The 17,409-nt window shown below is 56.6% G+C and carries 10 protein-coding genes; all 10 read right to left on the bottom strand.

Annotated elements, in window-relative coordinates:
- Nucleotides 1-9: 9 nt before the first annotated feature.
- Nucleotides 10-3,309, bottom strand: a complete 3,300-nt coding sequence (locus Q31a_RS26985; protein WP_145085117.1) for a DUF1553 domain-containing protein — start codon at nt 3,307-3,309, stop codon at nt 10-12.
- 972 nt (nt 3,310-4,281) lie between these two features.
- The gene (locus Q31a_RS26980) at nt 4,282-5,256 is read right to left on the bottom strand and encodes a DUF1559 domain-containing protein (RefSeq protein WP_145085114.1); all 975 of its coding nucleotides are present in this window, start codon (nt 5,254-5,256) and stop codon (nt 4,282-4,284) included.
- Nucleotides 5,257-5,611: 355 nt separating this feature from the next.
- On the bottom strand, nt 5,612-6,040 hold the full coding sequence (locus tag Q31a_RS26975; RefSeq protein ID WP_145085111.1) for a hypothetical protein: 429 nt from the start codon (nt 6,038-6,040) through the stop codon (nt 5,612-5,614).
- Between the two features lie 329 nt (nt 6,041-6,369).
- Nucleotides 6,370-7,833, bottom strand: coding sequence for a DUF1501 domain-containing protein (locus Q31a_RS26970; RefSeq protein WP_231690964.1), 1,464 nt, complete (start codon nt 7,831-7,833; stop codon nt 6,370-6,372).
- Nucleotides 7,823-10,987, bottom strand: a complete 3,165-nt coding sequence (locus Q31a_RS26965; RefSeq protein WP_145085108.1) for a PSD1 and planctomycete cytochrome C domain-containing protein — start codon at nt 10,985-10,987, stop codon at nt 7,823-7,825. The genes Q31a_RS26970 and Q31a_RS26965 overlap by 11 nt, the downstream gene beginning before the upstream one ends.
- A 294-nt stretch (nt 10,988-11,281) precedes the next feature.
- Entirely contained in the window at nt 11,282-12,625 is a 1,344-nt protein-coding gene (locus Q31a_RS26960; protein ID WP_145085105.1) for a Gfo/Idh/MocA family protein, read from the bottom strand.
- Nucleotides 12,626-12,852: 227 nt separating this feature from the next.
- Nucleotides 12,853-13,863: a threonine ammonia-lyase gene (locus tag Q31a_RS26955; protein ID WP_145085102.1), complete on the bottom strand. Its 1,011-nt coding sequence runs from the start codon at nt 13,861-13,863 to the stop codon at nt 12,853-12,855.
- A gap of 17 nt (nt 13,864-13,880) precedes the next feature.
- On the bottom strand, nt 13,881-14,837 hold the full coding sequence (locus Q31a_RS26950; protein WP_231690963.1) for an amidohydrolase family protein: 957 nt from the start codon (nt 14,835-14,837) through the stop codon (nt 13,881-13,883).
- A gap of 92 nt (nt 14,838-14,929) precedes the next feature.
- Nucleotides 14,930-16,150: a M20 family metallopeptidase gene (locus Q31a_RS26945; RefSeq protein ID WP_231690962.1), complete on the bottom strand. Its 1,221-nt coding sequence runs from the start codon at nt 16,148-16,150 to the stop codon at nt 14,930-14,932.
- Nucleotides 16,147-17,355, bottom strand: a complete 1,209-nt coding sequence (locus tag Q31a_RS26940; protein ID WP_231690961.1) for an MFS transporter — start codon at nt 17,353-17,355, stop codon at nt 16,147-16,149. Before Q31a_RS26940 ends, Q31a_RS26945 begins: the two co-directional genes overlap by 4 nt.
- Nucleotides 17,356-17,409: the final 54 nt, after the last annotated feature.

The raw sequence follows: 17,409 nt of genomic DNA, 5'->3' as shown, positions 1-17,409 counted from the left end.
TTGCACATTTTACTTATTCAATGCTTCATCGCTGTTCATCACGGTCGTGGCCATCATCATCCAGATCGCTTGCTGTGTGGCCGGAATCGATTCGTAGACCTTCGAGTCACCAATGCTTAGTAGAGCGGTAGCATCGGACTCCGAATTCGACAACTCTTCGGTGAATTGTCCGAGTGCGAATTCCAAGCTTTGCTGCTCCTCGCGATCGAGTGTGCGAGAGAGTAGGACTCGACCTAAAAAGTTGATGCGTGAGGTGTTCGTCTTTCCACCTTCGCGGAGGGTCCTAACTCCCAAGTGTCGGGCAATTTCCAAGTATTGCGGATCGTTCATCATTACTAGTGCGGCCATTGGCGTATTGGTTCGTTGTCGCGCAACGCAAGCTGCAGAACGATCGGTCGCATCGAATGCTTCCAGGTTGGGCATGGGGGCCATGCGTTTGATAAACGTGTACAAGCTCCGTCGGAAGAGCTCTTCTCCCTGCCCCTGCACGTACTTGCTAGTGTTGCCCGCGCCTCCCTCTTCCCAAACGCCTGGGGGTTGGTAGGGTTTGACGCTCGGACCACCGATCGGCGTGGCTAGCAGCCCACTGGCTTGGAGGCCGCAATCGCGCAGCACTTCGCCATCCAAGCGATGGCGTGGGCCGCGCGAAAGCAATTGATTGGCTGGGTCGGCCTGTGCCTGCGCGGCGGTTACGCGAGTCGATTGACGGTAGGTGGCCGACATGACCAATTGTTTATAGAGCCGTTTGATTTTCCAGCCGTGTTGCTGGAAGTCGACTGCCAGCCAATCGAGTAGTGCGGGATGGCTGGGGCGTGCGCCTACCGTTCCAAAGTCGTCACTGGTGGTTACCAAGCCGGTTCCGAAGAGTTCTTGCCAGATACGGTTGACCGTGACGCGGGCGGTGAGCGGATTGTCAGCCGAGACGATCCACTCTGCCAAGCCCAAGCGATTATGCGGGAGTTTGGCATCGAGTGGAGGTAGAAAGTGCGGCACATTCGCCACAACACGCTGGCTGCGCTGAGTGTAGTCCCCGCGGACAAGCACGTCGGCGTAGGCGATGCCGGGCTTCTCACGGCAAACGAGTGTGACATCACCTCCAGCTGATAATTGCACCAGTTCGGCATTGAGCCGAGGCAGTTGAGCGTTGAGTTCAATGCTGGGAGCATCCACGGCTTGAAAGAAATGAGTGGCAACGACCTGGCGTTCATCGAGCGTCCATGTCTCAGGGAGCGGCTTCTCCGCAATGATCTCTGCAGCTACGTCTCCATAGGGCAGTCGCACGACCTCTTCGGCGGATAGTTCGCGTTGATAGAAGCGAATGTCCTGGAAGGCGGTCGCCTGCATGGGGTCACCGCCATGGCGCCGACCTAGCAAGAATGGGGCCGTCGTGCGAATCGATCCGTTGAGCGTGTCGTGTTCTACGACTACTTTCTGCAGCTGACCATTGACATAGATTTTCAAACCCTTTGCTTTTCCGGACCCGTCGTAGGTGAAGAATACGTGTGCCCAGCTTCCACGCGGAACCGTTTGCGTTGGATCGCTGCCGCCATACGAACCCTCGGGGACTCTAAAGGGATTGCGATATTCGGTAGTTCCTTCCGTCTTCACTGAAATGGCACTCGGCCAAGCATGAACCAGCTGAACGGTGATTGGCCCACCACTGTAGTAAATGTTCCAACCCCGCAACTCTTGTGCCTTGTCCATTTTGGAGATCAAGGCACCCGCTGGAGTGTTCCACGAATCGCTACCAGGAACGTTCCTGGGTTTAATCCAGCCGCCGCAGGAGAAGGCTTGGTCGAACTCAACGTCACCCGTTGGCCCCGCATCAACACTGGTGTTGGTTTCTAGTCGAAAACTTGGCCACAGACAAACATCCTCACCCCAGTGCGGAGGAGGGCCATGTAGGGAGGCATGGGACTGTTGGGCGTCTGGAGCCTCGTTGGCCAGGAGTTGTTTTTCTTCAGTCAGTTGCTGGTCCGCCTCATCCAGGCGTAGACGGAGCTCGAGGCCAGCAGGGGAAACTCCCATCGCGGCGTCGCGTGAGTCGCTCGACGCATGATTCAACCACGCGTCGATCAGGGCGGGAGCCTGGTTGCGACGCGCCAAAAGCTGTTGTTCAATCGAAGCCTTCTTGGCTAATCTTTGATTGTAATCGGCCAGATTTTCCGGACGGGGTACTAAAATATTGGGCGGCCAGTCGACGCGATCGTCGCACGAGGCTTTCTCAGCGATATTATTAAAAAATGCAGTCAGAGAGTAGAAGTCCTGGGCGGTGAGTGGATCGTATTTGTGGTCATGACACACCGCGCATCCGGTCGTTAGTCCCAAGTAGACCGCGCCGAGGGCCTCGACCCGCTCACGCTTCAAATTGCATTTCAATTCCTCGATGATTGTGCCAGCTTCGCCAGTCGCGATACCGCAGCGAATCATCCCAGTTGCAATCAATTGATCGACTTTGCTGGCCGGGAGGAGGTCGCCGGCAATCTGCTCACGCGTGAATTGATCGAAGGGCATGTCGTTGTTGAACGCTCGAATGACGTAGTCGCGGTACGGCCAGCGGCTTTGGTAGGCATCCATGTGTACCCCTTGCGTATCACCGTAACGGACATAGTCAAGCCAATAGCGTCCACGATGCTCCCCGTAGTGAGGCGATGCGAGAAGTCGGTCGACGACTTTTTCGTATGCGTAGTCGGAATGGTCGTTGAGAAATGCGTCGACCTCTACGATGGTCGGTAGAAGGCCGGTTAGGTCCAGCGTGACGCGACGAATTAAAGCCTCGCGATGCGCTTCTCGACTTGGGTGTAGGCCTGCATTGTCCAATCGAGCCAGAACAAAAGTATCGATCTGATTACGGCACCACTGCGGGTCGTTGACGAAAGGCTGGGCGGGTAAAACGGGAGGGATGAATGCCCAGTGCTCTTGCCACACTGCGCCCTCTTCGATCCAGCGAGCGAGCAAGGCAACTTCGGTCGAAGAGAGTGGAGTACCCGCCTCTGGGGGAGGCATGCGTTCGTCGATCGCATCGGTCCCAACCCGTTCGATGAGCGAGCTTTGAGCGGGATGGCCGGGAGTAATAATCCCGGTTTCAGTGGCTGCTGTGAGAATGTCGAGTCGCAAGTCCGCTTCCCGGTGCGAGCCATCAGGCCCGTGGCAGGTAAAGCATTTTTCAGAAAGTATGGGACGGATGTCGCGGCCAAAGTCGACGGGCGGAAGATTTTCCGCTCCCATGGAAACGCGGACAGCCAGGCAGCACACGAGCCCGACAGCGGGAATCCATGAAGCGTGGGGGGCGCAAACAAGCGGCTGCATGCGGGGGGCTCTCGTAACGTATCGCGATCGTTGGAAGCGGCTGGCAGGAAAGGCATCGTATGGGCCCGGTTCTGCCCAGGAGCGGATCTGCTAGCCGCACAAAGCATGGACTCTCAGCATAGCATGCTTGGTGTCCGAAGTCAGATAACTAAGTCCGATTGAGAATGCGATGGCGGCGCAATTGAACCTGATTCGGAAGGCCCCCATTGGTTGAATGTCGTGGCGCGTGGAGTATTCCAATAGCAACCCGCAGCTCAGTTGGCTGCTAATTTCGTGAGCGGACAGCGCTTGCAACTTATCGGTTTAAGAACGTTCTGAGTTTTATCGCGATGTTAGTCGCCCTCAATCGCCCGGTAGCGGCAACCATCTCTGCCTTGCTCTCGCGACTGGCCCCAATTCATAACTTTGCCAAAGCGCCCGTGCTCTGCGGCGAATAACTAATACGCAAAAATGATCTTAAATCAGCCAGCGGGAGGACGGGCTGCTGATTTAATTGCAATTTAAATGTTAAGGCGGAGGTGGCGTCCTTAATTGACTTGTAGCGGAGGTTATCTTTCCTTGCTCACGCGGCGGGTTACTATTTCAACAGCCCGTTACGTAGCGGGTTACTATTTCAACAGCCCGAGGAGCGAGGCAAAAGTGAGTGCAATTCGATCAACGGCCCGCAATTGCTGGTGAAATGTTCAAAGAGTGACTGGATAGAAAAGTGACTGGATAGAAAAACGCATGCAGTCTGGTGCGTATAGAAAAATGCAGTGCACTCCTGGGCAACTGGCTCCGCTTCACTCGAGTGATGATTCAAGGACTCTAAGTGCTCGGCATGCTGTTCTGTTTCGGTGCGTTCCCCAATCGCAAAGGCCGCGACTTGCGCGATCGTATGCATTACGAACAAGCATCGTGTGGCGTGCTTCCTTTGCGCGGGATCGTTTGCTCCGATTGTAGACGCCCAAGTCGTAGAATCGCTACTCTCGGCTAATCGTGACTGAAGGCTTCACCACCCTGCGAGGTGCCCATGCTGTTCCAGACAATGTAGTCGATGTTGTCCGAGATGAAGGTCACGTGCCCGTCACAGAAGACGGTGTTCACACCACCACCGGCGTGAGTGCTGCGCGTCGCCATCATCCGCGGTGCGGTGACAGTGGTGTTGGTCGTGCAGGGCATTCTTGGGGAGAGCATCGAAACACAGATCCCGCCAGTGATGACGTCGGGTGAAGTGCTATTGGGAGCAAGATAGGTCACAAAACCACTGGCACCACCCCACCAGGTAAAACCTCGAAGATCGTTTTGTCGTCCTTGGAGTACTTCGGAAGCCATGAGGGTATTGCTGGTGCCATCGCTGATGGATCCGAGACGTTGCTGTACACCATAAATGCGTGGGAAGCCTGCAACAGCGCCTGCATTGGGTGGCCCATCATCGGAAGTAGAGCCGGTGTAAGCATGAAACGGCGCGCCCATGAAACGAATCCCATTCAATTCCGTTTGGAAAAAACTCGTATTGCCATAGTTCACGGCATAGTTATGGCTAGTGATGGGAGTTGTGCCTCCAATGGGAGCATTCGGTGTGTCACTGGGGCAGGTTAACGTAGGCAGTCGAGAGCTGACCACTGGGCGATTGACGGTTGCCGAGTAGCGTGGGCCCGGGTCGGCACCTCCTGAGTTTTGGTAGAGGTTGTACATGGCGGTCTGTTCGATATACGGCAGGATGGAAACTTGCCAAGTCCCCCAGCAGCAACCGTAGCGTCCCACACCGCCAGGGAATCGCTTGTAGGTTGATTCGTAATTGTGCATTGCCAATCCCAACTGTTTGGTGTTGTTTTGGCACTGCATTCTTCTGGCCGCTTCTCGAGCGGCTTGAACCGCAGGTAAGAGTAGACCAACTAGGATCCCGATGATGGCAATGACTACGAGAAGTTCGACCAGTGTAAATGCGTTTCTTGTTCGTTTCATATCAACACCCCCAAAAGACGATACTTAAAAAACAGTACGTGAATGCGATTTTCTCAACGGTTTACTGACGGACCTTCCCCGCAAGCTGGGCTCTCGGTTAGGTGTTTTCCGCCTCGAAGTAGCGGGCGCTATCGGTCAAAAAGAGTCTCAGACCCTTCGATTCAACGCCTTGGTCTGGCTTGAAGACGAGAGGGGATGGACGCGTTTTGTCGCTTGGTACTCAGGAAGGTTCACTCGTGGAGACGCCTGGCAAAACTCTGGAGGGGCATTGAGGGGTTTGCCGGGAATCGATGATTTCTCCTCTCGAAAGTAGGCCGGTTTGTTGGAGCAATTGCGTAGGGACGCGGGGCGACGCTTAGGGGATGTCGAAATCGAACTTGTTCTCACCCTGTTCGGTGACTTCGACGGTCAGCTTTGATCGAGTATTAAACTCTGGCGGTATGCGGTCCTTCATTACAAAGTTCCCGCTTGGACCAGGTATCTCATCTTCGTTATCGGGGAGTTTGGAGTTCGCTGAGCTGATCATCACTTTGTATTTGCCCGGGACTAGCCCTGCCTCTGCTTCGATGCTGTAAGCACCTTCGGCAATCACGGAACCAGCCGTTGTGGCAGGGGGACCTCCGCTAGAGCTGGCTTCGAGTGGTCGAAACTCGATGACTCCCTCGTCTAGTTGGGCGTCTTTCAGCGTAACCTTCCCTGAGATGGCTTTTCGCGGGTTGGGCGGAGCACAGCCTGCAACCATCAGGGCAGTCAAAAGGATTGCATAGAGATGAACCTGTGGCATGGTAGGGTCCTTCAACTCGATGGAAATAGATGCCGCGACGTAAAACTCAGCTGGTTGAACGCGTTACATTGGAACTGGGGGCAGAAGGCTCTCGACCAACAAGCAGTCCGAGCGAAAGTCTCAGTTCACGAAAGAAATTATTTACTCCCAGCAAAGTCTTGAAGTGTTAACTCAATTGGTGGGGCAGCTTCTTTCTAGCACATATGAAAGAGTGATTCTACTCAATTCTTAAGAAAAAGATCGACTAATGTCTGGGCAGAGGCCAGCGGAGTTGGTATCGCCGTTGGCTGGTGCTAGTCGCGGCATGAGAGACGCTATGGCGGGCTGCCTTAGTCAACGATCGCTTGTACAACCTGAGCGGGACGATGGGCTGTCATGATTTCTTGCTGATTGCGGTGCGGGAAGAGGACGCGCTCGTGGTCGAGCCCAAACAGGTGCATCACGGTGGCCTGGAAATCATTGGGAGTCACGATGTCTTCAATCGCACGGTGCCCGAATTCATCGGTTTTCCCATGGATTGTGCCGCCGCGGATTCCGCCACCAGCCATCCAAATGCTAAAGCCCTGACCGTTGTGGTCACGGCCTGCGGTCTCGGGATTGCCGTCTCCCTGGGTGACTGGAAGCCTACCGATTTCGCCTCCCCAGTGTACCAGTGTGCTGTCGAGTAGCCCTCTTTGGCGGAGGTCCTTGATGAGTGCGGCGACGGGCTGGTCGGTCTTTTGGCAGATCGACGCTAGGCCCGATTTGATATTGCTGTGGTTGTCCCAAGGTTGGCCATTATGAAAGAGTTGCACGAAACGCACGCCTCGCTCGACCAGCCGGCGCGCTAGCAAGCAGCGCGTGCCGTATTCACGTGTCTCCGGGCGATCGAGCCCGTACATGCGATGGGTGGCTGCCGTTTCTTGCGAAATGTCGAGGGCATCGCCGGCTGCCGTTTGCATTCTCGCGGCCAGCTCATAGCTCGCGATGCGGGCTTCCAGATCCGTTTCTCCAGGATGCTGTTCCAAGTGTTGCTGATTGAGAGTTTGCAGCAGTGCAAGATTTTGACGTTGGAATTCTCCGGCCAAGTGCGTGGGCGGTTGTAGGTTAAAAATGCGTGGCTCTTGGGGCCGAAGCACCGTTCCCTGGAACATCGAAGGCATGAAACCGTTGGTCCAATTACTAACGCCGTCGACCGGATGACCACCGGGATCCGCCAGTACCATGAAGGCGGGAAGGTCTTGCGTCTCCGATCCCAAGGCATATGTCAGCCAGGAGCCGAGGGTGGGTCGGCCTAACACGGCAGGGATGCCACCATGGAAATAGCGAATCGAGACCTCGTGCCCGTTGGCCCCGGTGTGCATGCTGCGAATCAAGCAGAGTTCGTCGACTACGTCTGCGGTGTGCGGCAGCAGCTCGGACAGCTCCATGCCACACTGCCCATGCGGCTGGAATTTGAACGGGCTTCCCAGTAGTTTCTTACTGGCTTGGTTCACAAACGAGAAATGGATGTCACCCGTGTACTCGGTACCCGCATATTTGGTCAGCTCCGGTTTCGGGTCGGTCAGATCCATATGCGACGGGCCTCCGTGTTGGAAGAGCGATATCATCGCTTGAGCCCGAGGCGTGAAATGGGGGGACCTGGGGTGTAGGTCGTTGTGGGGTTGCTGCTTGAGCACGGGAGGTTTGGCAAGAGCGGTCTCTTGAGCTAGCATCCACTGGAGGGCCAACGCACCAACGCCCATGCCGGATTGCTGTAGGAATTCACGCCGTGTGTTGGGGAACATCGCAAGCACCGTCTCTCTATTCGACATACAAGAATTCATTGGAATTAAGCAGCATTTGGCAGACGTTGACTAGGACCTGATGCCCCGCAGCGCGGTTGCTGGCTGTGCCCTGCCGATTCAGCGCCAGGGATTGAAGTTGTTGACCTGCAAAATCGAGAGCTGCCTGCATCTCCCGCGCTTGTGGTGGACGAGACAAAATCCGTTTCCAGGCTTCCGTTAAGTGCGTTGGAAGTTGGTTCAAGTCCTCAGGGGGGCCGCTAAATTCAGCTTCGGAATCGTACTTGGTCACGTTGCCATCGGTATTGGTGAAGCTCAACTGGACTTTCCAAACAAAGGAATCGGAAGTCTCATGCTCCAGGCAATCCACGACGAAATCCAGCGTCTCCCCCGCAGATACTGCAATCTCAGCAGTGGGCGTGGGGCTAGCATTGTTCTTGGCCAGCCACGTTCCGAGTAGCTGCTTGGAAGAGAGTAGACGCCCGCGGACGCCATCACCGTTGGGGCTGGTGTGTTGTAAACTTCCCGAGAGGACCACTTGTCCGTTCGCGGGAGCCGTCCAGCGGCGTATGGCGGGATGCTCGGGGGCTCCAGGATGTCCGCCACTGGCGTGCAGCAGAACCCAGCCCCATTGTGGATCTGGTAGAGTCGGGCTGCCTTGCCACTGAGAGCCGTTGAAATGTGGTAGTGAGGTAAATTCGTGGACCAATTCTGTTGCCGCATCCTGCACGAGTGATTCGGCGGAGGATTGGATGGTGCCAGTGCCGTATTGCCAGGCCGGAGAGGGGAGGTCTGGTAGCCAGTTAGGATAAGCGGCCTCCAGTCCGGGGGCTGCTTCCGCTTGCGCCACAATGTGGTCGGCCACGCGACTGGCTTGGTCAAGCATGAATTCGCCGTTGAGTAGCATCAGTGCTTGTGAGGCGGTGATCGTGCTAGTCCGGATATCACAGTTTACCGACATTACCGGTGCATCGAACGTCTGCAAAACTCCCACCGGCTGACTTCTGCGCACATTGATATAAATGCTACGGCGGGGGTGTTGGGCATCCGATCGCACCTGCCCGGTCTCGTCTTCGGTTACCGCAATCGGTGGGCCATTGAGACTCGCATCGAGGTTGTCTGAGACAGCCAGGAGGGAGTCCCGCAAGCTCTCCGCATCCAGGCGTTGCAGTGACTTGCGCCAGTAATAGTAGTTTTCAGGGTCCACCGCCTGACGTGTGGCTTCGCGGGCCGAGGATTGTCGCCAAGCGGTGGATTGCAGAATGCGACGATGTAGGTGTTTCAGGCTCCACCCCTGCTCGATGAAGTCGTTGGCTAACCAGTCGAGCAATTTGGGATGGGTGGGCACGCCTCCCAGACGTCCGAAATCTCCAGGAGTGGAGACGATTCCTTGACCGAAATGGTGCATCCACATGCGATTGACGATCGCGCGAGCGGTGAGCGGGTTTTCGCGACTCGTCAACCATTCCGCAAATGCTAGTCGACGGCCTGTTGTGGGATGAAGTGGCGAGTCGGTGGGAAACTGCACGCGGGCGCCTTCGGGAGCTGTTACCGTTAGGCCCGCTGGTACAACTTCTTGCTTGGGTTGGTTAAAATCGCCGCGATGGAAGAGGTGCGTCACCGGCACATGCTGGGATGGTTCGACCAGAGCCTGAATGAACTGTTCCTCTGGCTTTTCGGCGCGAAGCTTGGCGATCTTTGCATCAAACGCCTTGAGTTCCTCTGCGGCGGCAGGCAGGTACTGGTACAGGACTCCAGGAGAAATATTGATGCTTGGATTTTGCGTCAACAGTGCGGTTTGTTCAGGAGTACGATCCTGAGCGACCGTCTCGTAAGCTAGTTTTAATGGTGCCCGAAGCGGTTCATCAAACTTCAGTAATTCTTGCTCAAAGGCGGTTTGCATGAATTCTGCTTGTTTCAAAGCACGCTCTTCCGCGACGGCAGCGACACGGCTTTCGATTTCAGCAGCCAGTGCACGATCTTGTGCGGTATAGAGTGAGACCAAGCGTTCTGCGGGAGGCTTCCAGGCTTGCCAATCGAGCGCAGGGGCGAAGACGGCGCGCAGGGAAAAGTAGTCGACATGGGAAATGGGGTCGTAGCGGTGGTCGTGGCATTGCGCGCAGTGGACGCTCGAGCCTAACAAAGTGCTGCCTACGATCTGCAATGTGTCGGCAATTGTTTTGTTGCGTGCTTCCGGGCTATTGTCGCCACTGCCTGAGCCGTCAGCCGCCATTCGCAAGAAGCCGGTCGCAGTCAACAATTCGATCTGGTCGGTTGTCCAATCTCCCTCGGCCGGGCCCGCCAGTTCGTCGCCAGCAAGTTGTTCGGCAATAAAACGGTCGAAGGGCTTGTCTTCATTGAATGCGCGCACGACGTAGTCGCGATAGCGCCACGCCCAAGATCGCGGGCTGTCGGCCAGGGTAAATCCATCGCTGTCGGCGTAGCCGGCGGCGTCTAACCAGTGGCGCGCCCATCGTTCGCCGTACTGGGGGGAGCTCAAGAGTTCTTCAATTAACAGGGAGTACCACTGGTCGCTGGAGTGCTCAAGCCAAAATTGAATTTGAGCATAGGTCGGAGGCAAACCCATTAAATCAAAGTAGACGCGACGTATCAGGGTTGCACGGTCCGCGTCGGGAGAGAACTCCAGCCCAGCAGGCATCGCTTCTGCCAGAAATGCATCAATCGGAGTTCGAATGCGGTGGCTCGTGTTGACTGGCGGTGGGGCGGGGGTGGAAATGGGCTGATATGCCCAGTAGTTCCGCTCCTCTTCGGTAATGGGAATCCCTGGCGCGAGCTCCAGAGGCTCTGCGCGCACGGTGACGGCTCCCTGACGAATCCAAGTTTCCAGGATGCGCATCTTCTCATCCGCCACGCGTGCTTCGCCGGGTGGCATGTCTCCCTCTCGAATTCGAGTCCATAGCAGACTCTCCTCGGGATCTCCTGGCACAAGAGCCGTTCCCGAATCGCCTCCCCGGGTCATGAAGTGGACGAGACGTAGGTCGAGTCCCCCTTCGATCTCTTCCGTCGCGCCGTGGCAATCAAAACAGTACTCACGCAAAATGGGGCGAATGTCTGTTTCGAATTGTAGCGGTTCGTCAGCTGGGCTTGCGGCGACGGCCAGCAGATGACATGCGGTGAAAGCGAGCCAGCCTAGGAAAGGACGCGCGATGGACCAAGTAGACATGGTGGGGGAAGCCGGAGGAAGTAAGGGCGGGGGCGGGTAGGGTGGGGTAGGGGAGGTCTTACGAAGGCCGTGTGGGACCTCGTTCGGTCGCCAACTTTGAATTGAAGCGGGGGGATGCAGGGGAAAGTAGATCGAACGTGCCACCACGCAGGATTAGACACTGGCCGAAGTGGAAAGGCCAGTGTCCGGCGTGCGATGGGAGCAGAATGTTGAGTGAGCGACTTGGGCGGGATCTAGCCTGGTTGCCAGGAGACTCACATGCCAATCAGCCGTGCGGCGGAGGTGCTCGTCTGGTTAGACCCAGGCTGGTTCCCAACCGTTTCGGTACGATTTGGAGATCCATTCTTGGGCGGCAGGCAGGTTGGTGATCTCAAGTTTCTTCGCATTCCACTGCAGCTCTTGATCGGGAAAGCGAATTCCGATCGTGCCCAGCAATACGGCTTCGGTCAGAGGGCCAGCGTAGTCAAAGTGTGAGGTGGTCTGTCCCACACCGCGGCAGGCATCTGCCCATTGAGTGTAGTGATCCACCCCTTCAATCACCGGGAGTTCGCCAGCCGGGGATTGGTCGACCGGAAAGAGCGTAGGCATAGCCACGTGCGGGATGACCATCGATCCCTTTTCGCCCACGATTACCGAACCGGCTCCAGGCAGTTTGTAATCGGTGGGAACGCTCCCTAACCTTTCACGGGGAGGTAGTACTCCCGCAGCGTCGTACCAAGTGACGGGAATCGAACGGTTCAACGTGTATTCCGTTCCCGGGAACTCATACCGAACGGTCGAACGGTCTGTCCAGGATTCGGGAAGCAGTGCAGGTGCCTGGACGGTCAGCCGCGTTGGTGAACCGAGTTTGAGTGACTTGAAGACGGGATCGAGGATGTGGCATGCAAAATCGCCGAGTTGCCCAGTTCCGTAATCTTGCCAACCGCGCCAATTGAATGGATGGTACATCCCTGTTTTGTAGTGTCGATCTGGTGCAACGCCTTGCCAAAGTTCCCAGTCGACCGTGGTCGGTACCGGGTCGCTTCCCTGAGGAGCTGGAATGTTGCGAGGCCAGGATGGCTGTCCCCCCTGCCAGGAGTGAACTTCCTTCACTTTACCCAGCAATCCAGAATGCACCCAGTGCACGGCCGTTCGGTATGCACTGTGGGACTGGATTTGATTGCACATCTGTGTCACTAGGTCGTATTTTTGGGCGGCCAATTGCATCTGCCGCGCTTCGTGAACGGAGTGGGATAGAGGTTTTTGGCAGAAGACGTGTTTGCCCAGATGCATGGCCGCCATCGAGATCGGGGCGTGCATAAAGTCGGGGGTAGAAACCAGCACTCCATCGATGTCTTTGGATGCATCGAGTAGTTTTCTCCAGTCGGCATATTGTCGCGCGTTGGGGTATTTTTCCGCAGCCTGCCCGAGGTGTGCCCGCGAACTATCGATGTTGCACAGGCCAACGACTTGAACTTCGGGGCTGGCAGCGACTCCGTTCAAGTCACTCCACCCTTTTCCGCCTGTCCCTACGCTCGCAATTCTCAACTTTTCGTTCGCGCCGTAGACGCGCGAGTACTGAGCTGCTGGTAGAGAGAGAGCAGCACCCGCTAGTGAGGCGGCTTGAATAAACGAACGGCGATTGGCGGTATGCGGCATGTCAATTGCTCATCTGAGGCGGGGGATGGGGAAGGAACCCGAGCCACGCGGAGCGGATGGAGGATCGGCAACGCGGGCGCGGATAGGCAGTCCATTGTACCGCAAGTTTTGGGCGGTTTTCAGGGAACTGAAAAATCGAAGGAAAATCATTCATCGCAATGTGAATCGCTGTTGGGTAGCCGCACAAGACATCAACGACGAGTCGCGCGACCCCACCTGTAGCGTCGTCAGCAGTCTCGCACGAACTCCCAAAATGTCGTGGTGTCGACATTGCGCCCGCTCAGCACGAGGACAATATCCCCCTGACCAGCGAGATCGATCTTGCGGGAAAGCAGGGCGGCAGTGGTGATGGCTCCTGAGGGTTCGCTCCGCAGGCCATGCTGAGCGTCCAACCAGCCCATTGCTTGGCGAGTTTGTTCATCGGTAACGGTCCAGGCTGAATCGACGAGCGTTTGCAGGATGGGCCAATTGTGCTCCCCAACATCGTAGGACAGCAGGCCATCACAAATACTGGTCGGTTGCTCCACGCGTAACCGTTGCCCTGCGGCGAGCGACTGTTGGAAGTCATCCGCCCCCTGGGGCTCGATCGCATGAATTGACGCCTGTGGAAAGTACTCGGCAATCGCCAAGGCGTGGCCGGCCATGAGCCCGCCGCCGCTAACGGCGCACAGGAAGTGTGAGACATCGCGCCCCTGACGCTGCAATTCTTCAGCAATCTCCAATCCGCCAACTCCGTTGCCAGCGATGACATAGCGATCATCGTAGGGGGAGGCTTGCACTGCGTTCTCCACCTCGGCGATCTCCCGAGTCAATTCGTCTCGCCGCCCCGTCAAATGATCTTGCGATTTGTCATAGGTACGTATTTCGGCGCCCAACGCGCGCGTCCTGGCGAACTTGATCTTTGGAGCATCTTCAGGCATCACGATAATGACACGTTTGCCGTAGGCTTGCCCCGCAAAGGCTAAGCCAGAAGCGAAGTTTCCCGAGGAATGCGCCGCAACAGGTCGCTCGCCAATGGAGTTGCTATGCTGAGCCATCCAATTCAAGGCGCCCAAAAGTTTAAACGAGCCGACGGGGGTCCAGCCATAATCCTTGATCCACACACGCCGTGAGCTCGGTAACCCGAGTTCTTTTTCCAACGCATAGGAGCGAAGTAGCGGAGCTGGAGAGAGGTGCTGCCCTAGGATTATCTCAGCAGCACGAATGTCTTGAAAAGTTGGGATGATTGGAGCGGGCATCGCGTACTTAGATCCATCTAAAAGAATACTTTATCCGCCGTACCACACAGCATCCATTGTTTGTCGCCCTCGGAAAGAAAATTGAGATGGTCGCGAACTAAAGCAATCGAGGAAGCATAGTCGTGCTGGTCCTGCACTTGATAGGGGCAATCGCTGGCCCACATCAGACGTTCCGGGCCAAAGCTGTCGTAGACGCGTTTGATCATCGGAATCAAATCTTTGTAGGGCGGCGACTTCTTACCTAAGGCATAGAATGCCGAGGTTTTGAGGTGGGTGTTGGGGAAGCGTGCCAGTTGGCATAGCTCGTCCAAAAACTGAGGTTCGATGGTGCCGCTGACGCCAATTCTGGCAAAATGATCCACCACGACGGTCGTGTCGGGATGCACTGCACAAAGTGCATCGACATGTTGAATGTCCGTTGGGTTAATGAGAGGACAAACCGCCAAGTCCATTTCCGCTGCGGCGGCCCAGAGCTTCGCCATGCCGGGATCGGTAACCCATTGGTCGGCATCTCCCTGCGAATGCAAGCGGAAGCCTCGCATGCCTTGGCCAGCTAATTTCTCCATCCGTGTGACGAGATCGGGGCGACGGTAGTCGATGAGTGCCACCCCAGAGAAAACACCCGGATGTGCCCGCATCGCCTCCAGCATGTATCGATGGTCGAACTCATAGAAGCTCATCTGGATCAATACGATGCGTTTTACGCCGGCGGGTTTGCAATTCGCAAAGAGCTCCTCTGGAGTAAAACTGGCGGGTTGCATGTCAGTGGTTTTGAACCGCGTGCTAATCGGATACCGGGTTGTATCGGGATGCCAAACATGGACATGCGCGTCGATCCAACCGGTGTCTTGCTGGGCCGGAGCGGTTGCTTGAGGAGTTGCGTTCAGCTGCGTGGTGCCGATCAGAGAGGCTGCGGCAACGGCACCGCTCACGAACTGCCGACGGGAGTGCGCAAAGTGGGAATGGTTTTTCAATTGCAGTTCCTTCATTTACCGTTGTTTGCGAAGTGGTAGCGAGGCTGTGAGGGAGTTCTTCGGCTGATACGTCTTGGCTGGTGAGTCGCGGCTTACGAGTATTGGGTCAGAAAGCTGCGGTAGATCTCAACTGCCTGCACAACCTGCTCGCATTCAATATACTCGACTGCCGCGTGCGCCTGGTCGATACAGCCTGGTCCTAAAATCAGACTCGGGATTCCCAAGGCACCGAACTTGCTGGCATCACTGCAGAATGGAACGCCAATCGGGGTGGCGGGGTGTCCCAACTGCTCCAGAACGCGACACATGGTCTGGACTGGAGGTGAATTGGGATCGGTTTCTAGCGGGCGATCACTGAGCATTGGTGGGTGCATATGAACCTGCATCGCAGGATGATTTTGAGCTACCGAATCGATCAGCTGTTGGTAGTGGGCCAAGACCGTTTCGCGTGACTCGTGTGGCAGGAGGCGGCGGTCGATTTCAATTTCACAGCTGTCGGGAACAAAATTGACTTGTACACCTCCACGCACCACGCCCACGTTGCAGGTGGCGGAGCCGAGCAAGGGGTGTGTGTGCTGAGCCATTTTCTGGGTGTCTTCCTCCAATGCAGCGATGATATGAGCCATGTGGACGATCGCATTGGACCCCAGATGGGGTTTGGACGAATGGGCTGCTTTGCCCACGGTTTCAATCTTCCAGCGGATTAGCCCTTTGCTGGCGGTTACGGGCATTAGCTGCGTGGGTTCGGCGATGATCGCGACGTCGGCGCGCAGTGGATCGCTGGGAGGAACTTCGTGCGAAAGGATGTGGGGATCGACCGGGCCAGCCTTGAGGGAATCACACAGGGCGACGACGCCGCGGTACGAAAACTCCTCGTCAATTGTGGCGGCAAAAAGAATCTCGCACTCGGGTGTGATTCCAGCTTGAACGAAAGAGGCAACGGCGTGCATCATGGCAGCCATGCCACCCTTAGTGTCGCAAGCGCCGCGTCCATACATTCTGCCGTCTCTGATCTCTGGTGACCAGGGAGCGATGGTCATGCCACTGGTTGAGACGGTATCCAAGTGGGCTTCGAGCACGATTCGCTTGTGGGGATTGCGTCCCGCCAGTCGTGCGAGCACATTGGGACGTTGGGGGTAAACGAGTTGCCGCCATGTCTCCACACCGAGCTTCGTGAAGAACTGGTCCACATAGTCTGCCATCGCCAACTCAGGGACACCCCCATCGTAGTTTGGGTTGACGCTGTTGATGCTCACCAGATCGGCCAGGGTGCGGAGCACGTCGTCGGTGGGTTGAGAGTCTTTCAGGGTCATGCTTGGGGTTTCCAGTTGATTTCCTGAATGGGGCCTACGATGAAGAGATAGCCGGCGATACCGGCCAGCATGACGGCGGCCGCCATCCCGAAAGCGGTTAGGTAGGAGCCGGTCATTTCGACGGACCAACCGGCGACCAGGGGCGACAGAACTCCTCCCATATTGCCGATGCAGTTCTGGATACCCGTCCAACTACCAGCAGCGGGACCCGCTAGGGTTTGCGTCATCGCCCATACATTGGCAGTGAACATTCCCAGGGCAGCGCAGGAGGCGCAGAGCAACGCAATGCAGCTGGTCGGCGAAGCAACTCGCGAGGCGGCTAGGAGCAACGCTGCAGCAATCCCCAGGCCGCTCAGGGAGATCAACTTGCGAGAGAAGGTGGGAGAGCACCCTTTGGCAATCAAGCGATCTGCGGCCCAGCCCCAAAACACTGAGGATGCGGCCATGGTCAAGAAGGGCAGGGCAGCGGAGACGGCAGTCTCTTTGAGGTTTAGTTGGTGGACATCCATCAAATAGGTCGGGAGCCAAGTTAGCAGGAAATACCATACATAGCCCAGTGCAAACATTCCCAGGGAGGTGCCCCACACCGCGGGATGAAAGGCAACTTGGGAAATCGGTGGTTGGTGTCGCGCCGATGGAGACGCGTTCTCGGTGGGAGCGGTTGTCGCGCCGGGCAGATTGCGAGAGCGGGAGGGGACGTAACGTATCCAGGGAATCAGCCACACCATGCCACCTAGGCCGAGGGCGATGAACAAGGGACGCCAGCCGTACTCCGAAACCAACAAGCCACCCACCAGAATGCTGAGAGCCGGACCAATCTTGGTTCCTGCATCGATGAGCGAGTTGACGAGTCCGCGTCTCTCCTCAGGAAAGTTTTCGACCACCAACCGCGAGATGGCGGGATAGGCAGCGCTCTCCCCGACTCCCAACAGCAGACGCGCCGCCAGCAGCATATAGAATCCGGTAGTTAACCCGGTCAGGGCTGTTGCGACCGTCCACACCACGTAGCCACCAGCATAGACCCATTTCACATCAAACCGGTCGACAAGCCAGCCGGCGGGCAGTTGCATTAACGCGTAGGTCCAAAAGAAGACCGACAGAAGCAATCCCTTCTGACTGGGGCTGAGCGAGAACTCCAGTTGTATGGCAGGGATCGCTACCGATAGAGCTCCGCGGTCGATGTAGTTAACCAGGATGGAGGTCACTAACAGCGCGAGGAGGATCCAGCGACTCCGTAGAGCGGCGGCGCTTGCGTTGGC

Source organism: Aureliella helgolandensis, from assembly GCF_007752135.1.
In the GTDB taxonomy this organism is placed as follows: Bacteria; Planctomycetota; Planctomycetia; order Pirellulales; family Pirellulaceae; genus Aureliella; species Aureliella helgolandensis.
Note: the sequence above shows the minus strand (reverse complement) of the source record. Positions and strands in the feature narration are given on the sequence as shown.

Excerpts from the sequence above, each read along its gene's own strand:
- Q31a_RS26965 (WP_145085108.1), bottom strand. The coding sequence starts at position 10,987 with ATGTCTACTTGGTCCATCGCGCGTCCTTTCCTAGGCTGGCTCGCTTTC.
- Q31a_RS26975 (WP_145085111.1), bottom strand. The coding sequence starts at position 6,040 with ATGCCACAGGTTCATCTCTATGCAATCCTTTTGACTGCCCTGATGGTT.
- Q31a_RS26985 (WP_145085117.1), bottom strand. The coding sequence starts at position 3,309 with ATGCAGCCGCTTGTTTGCGCCCCCCACGCTTCATGGATTCCCGCTGTC.
- Q31a_RS26960 (WP_145085105.1), bottom strand. The coding sequence starts at position 12,625 with ATGCCGCATACCGCCAATCGCCGTTCGTTTATTCAAGCCGCCTCACTA.
- Q31a_RS26980 (WP_145085114.1), bottom strand. The coding sequence starts at position 5,256 with ATGAAACGAACAAGAAACGCATTTACACTGGTCGAACTTCTCGTAGTC.
- Q31a_RS26955 (WP_145085102.1), bottom strand. The coding sequence starts at position 13,863 with ATGCCCGCTCCAATCATCCCAACTTTTCAAGACATTCGTGCTGCTGAG.
- Q31a_RS26945 (WP_231690962.1), bottom strand. The coding sequence starts at position 16,150 with ATGACCCTGAAAGACTCTCAACCCACCGACGACGTGCTCCGCACCCTG.
- Q31a_RS26970 (WP_231690964.1), bottom strand. The coding sequence starts at position 7,833 with ATGTCGAATAGAGAGACGGTGCTTGCGATGTTCCCCAACACACGGCGT.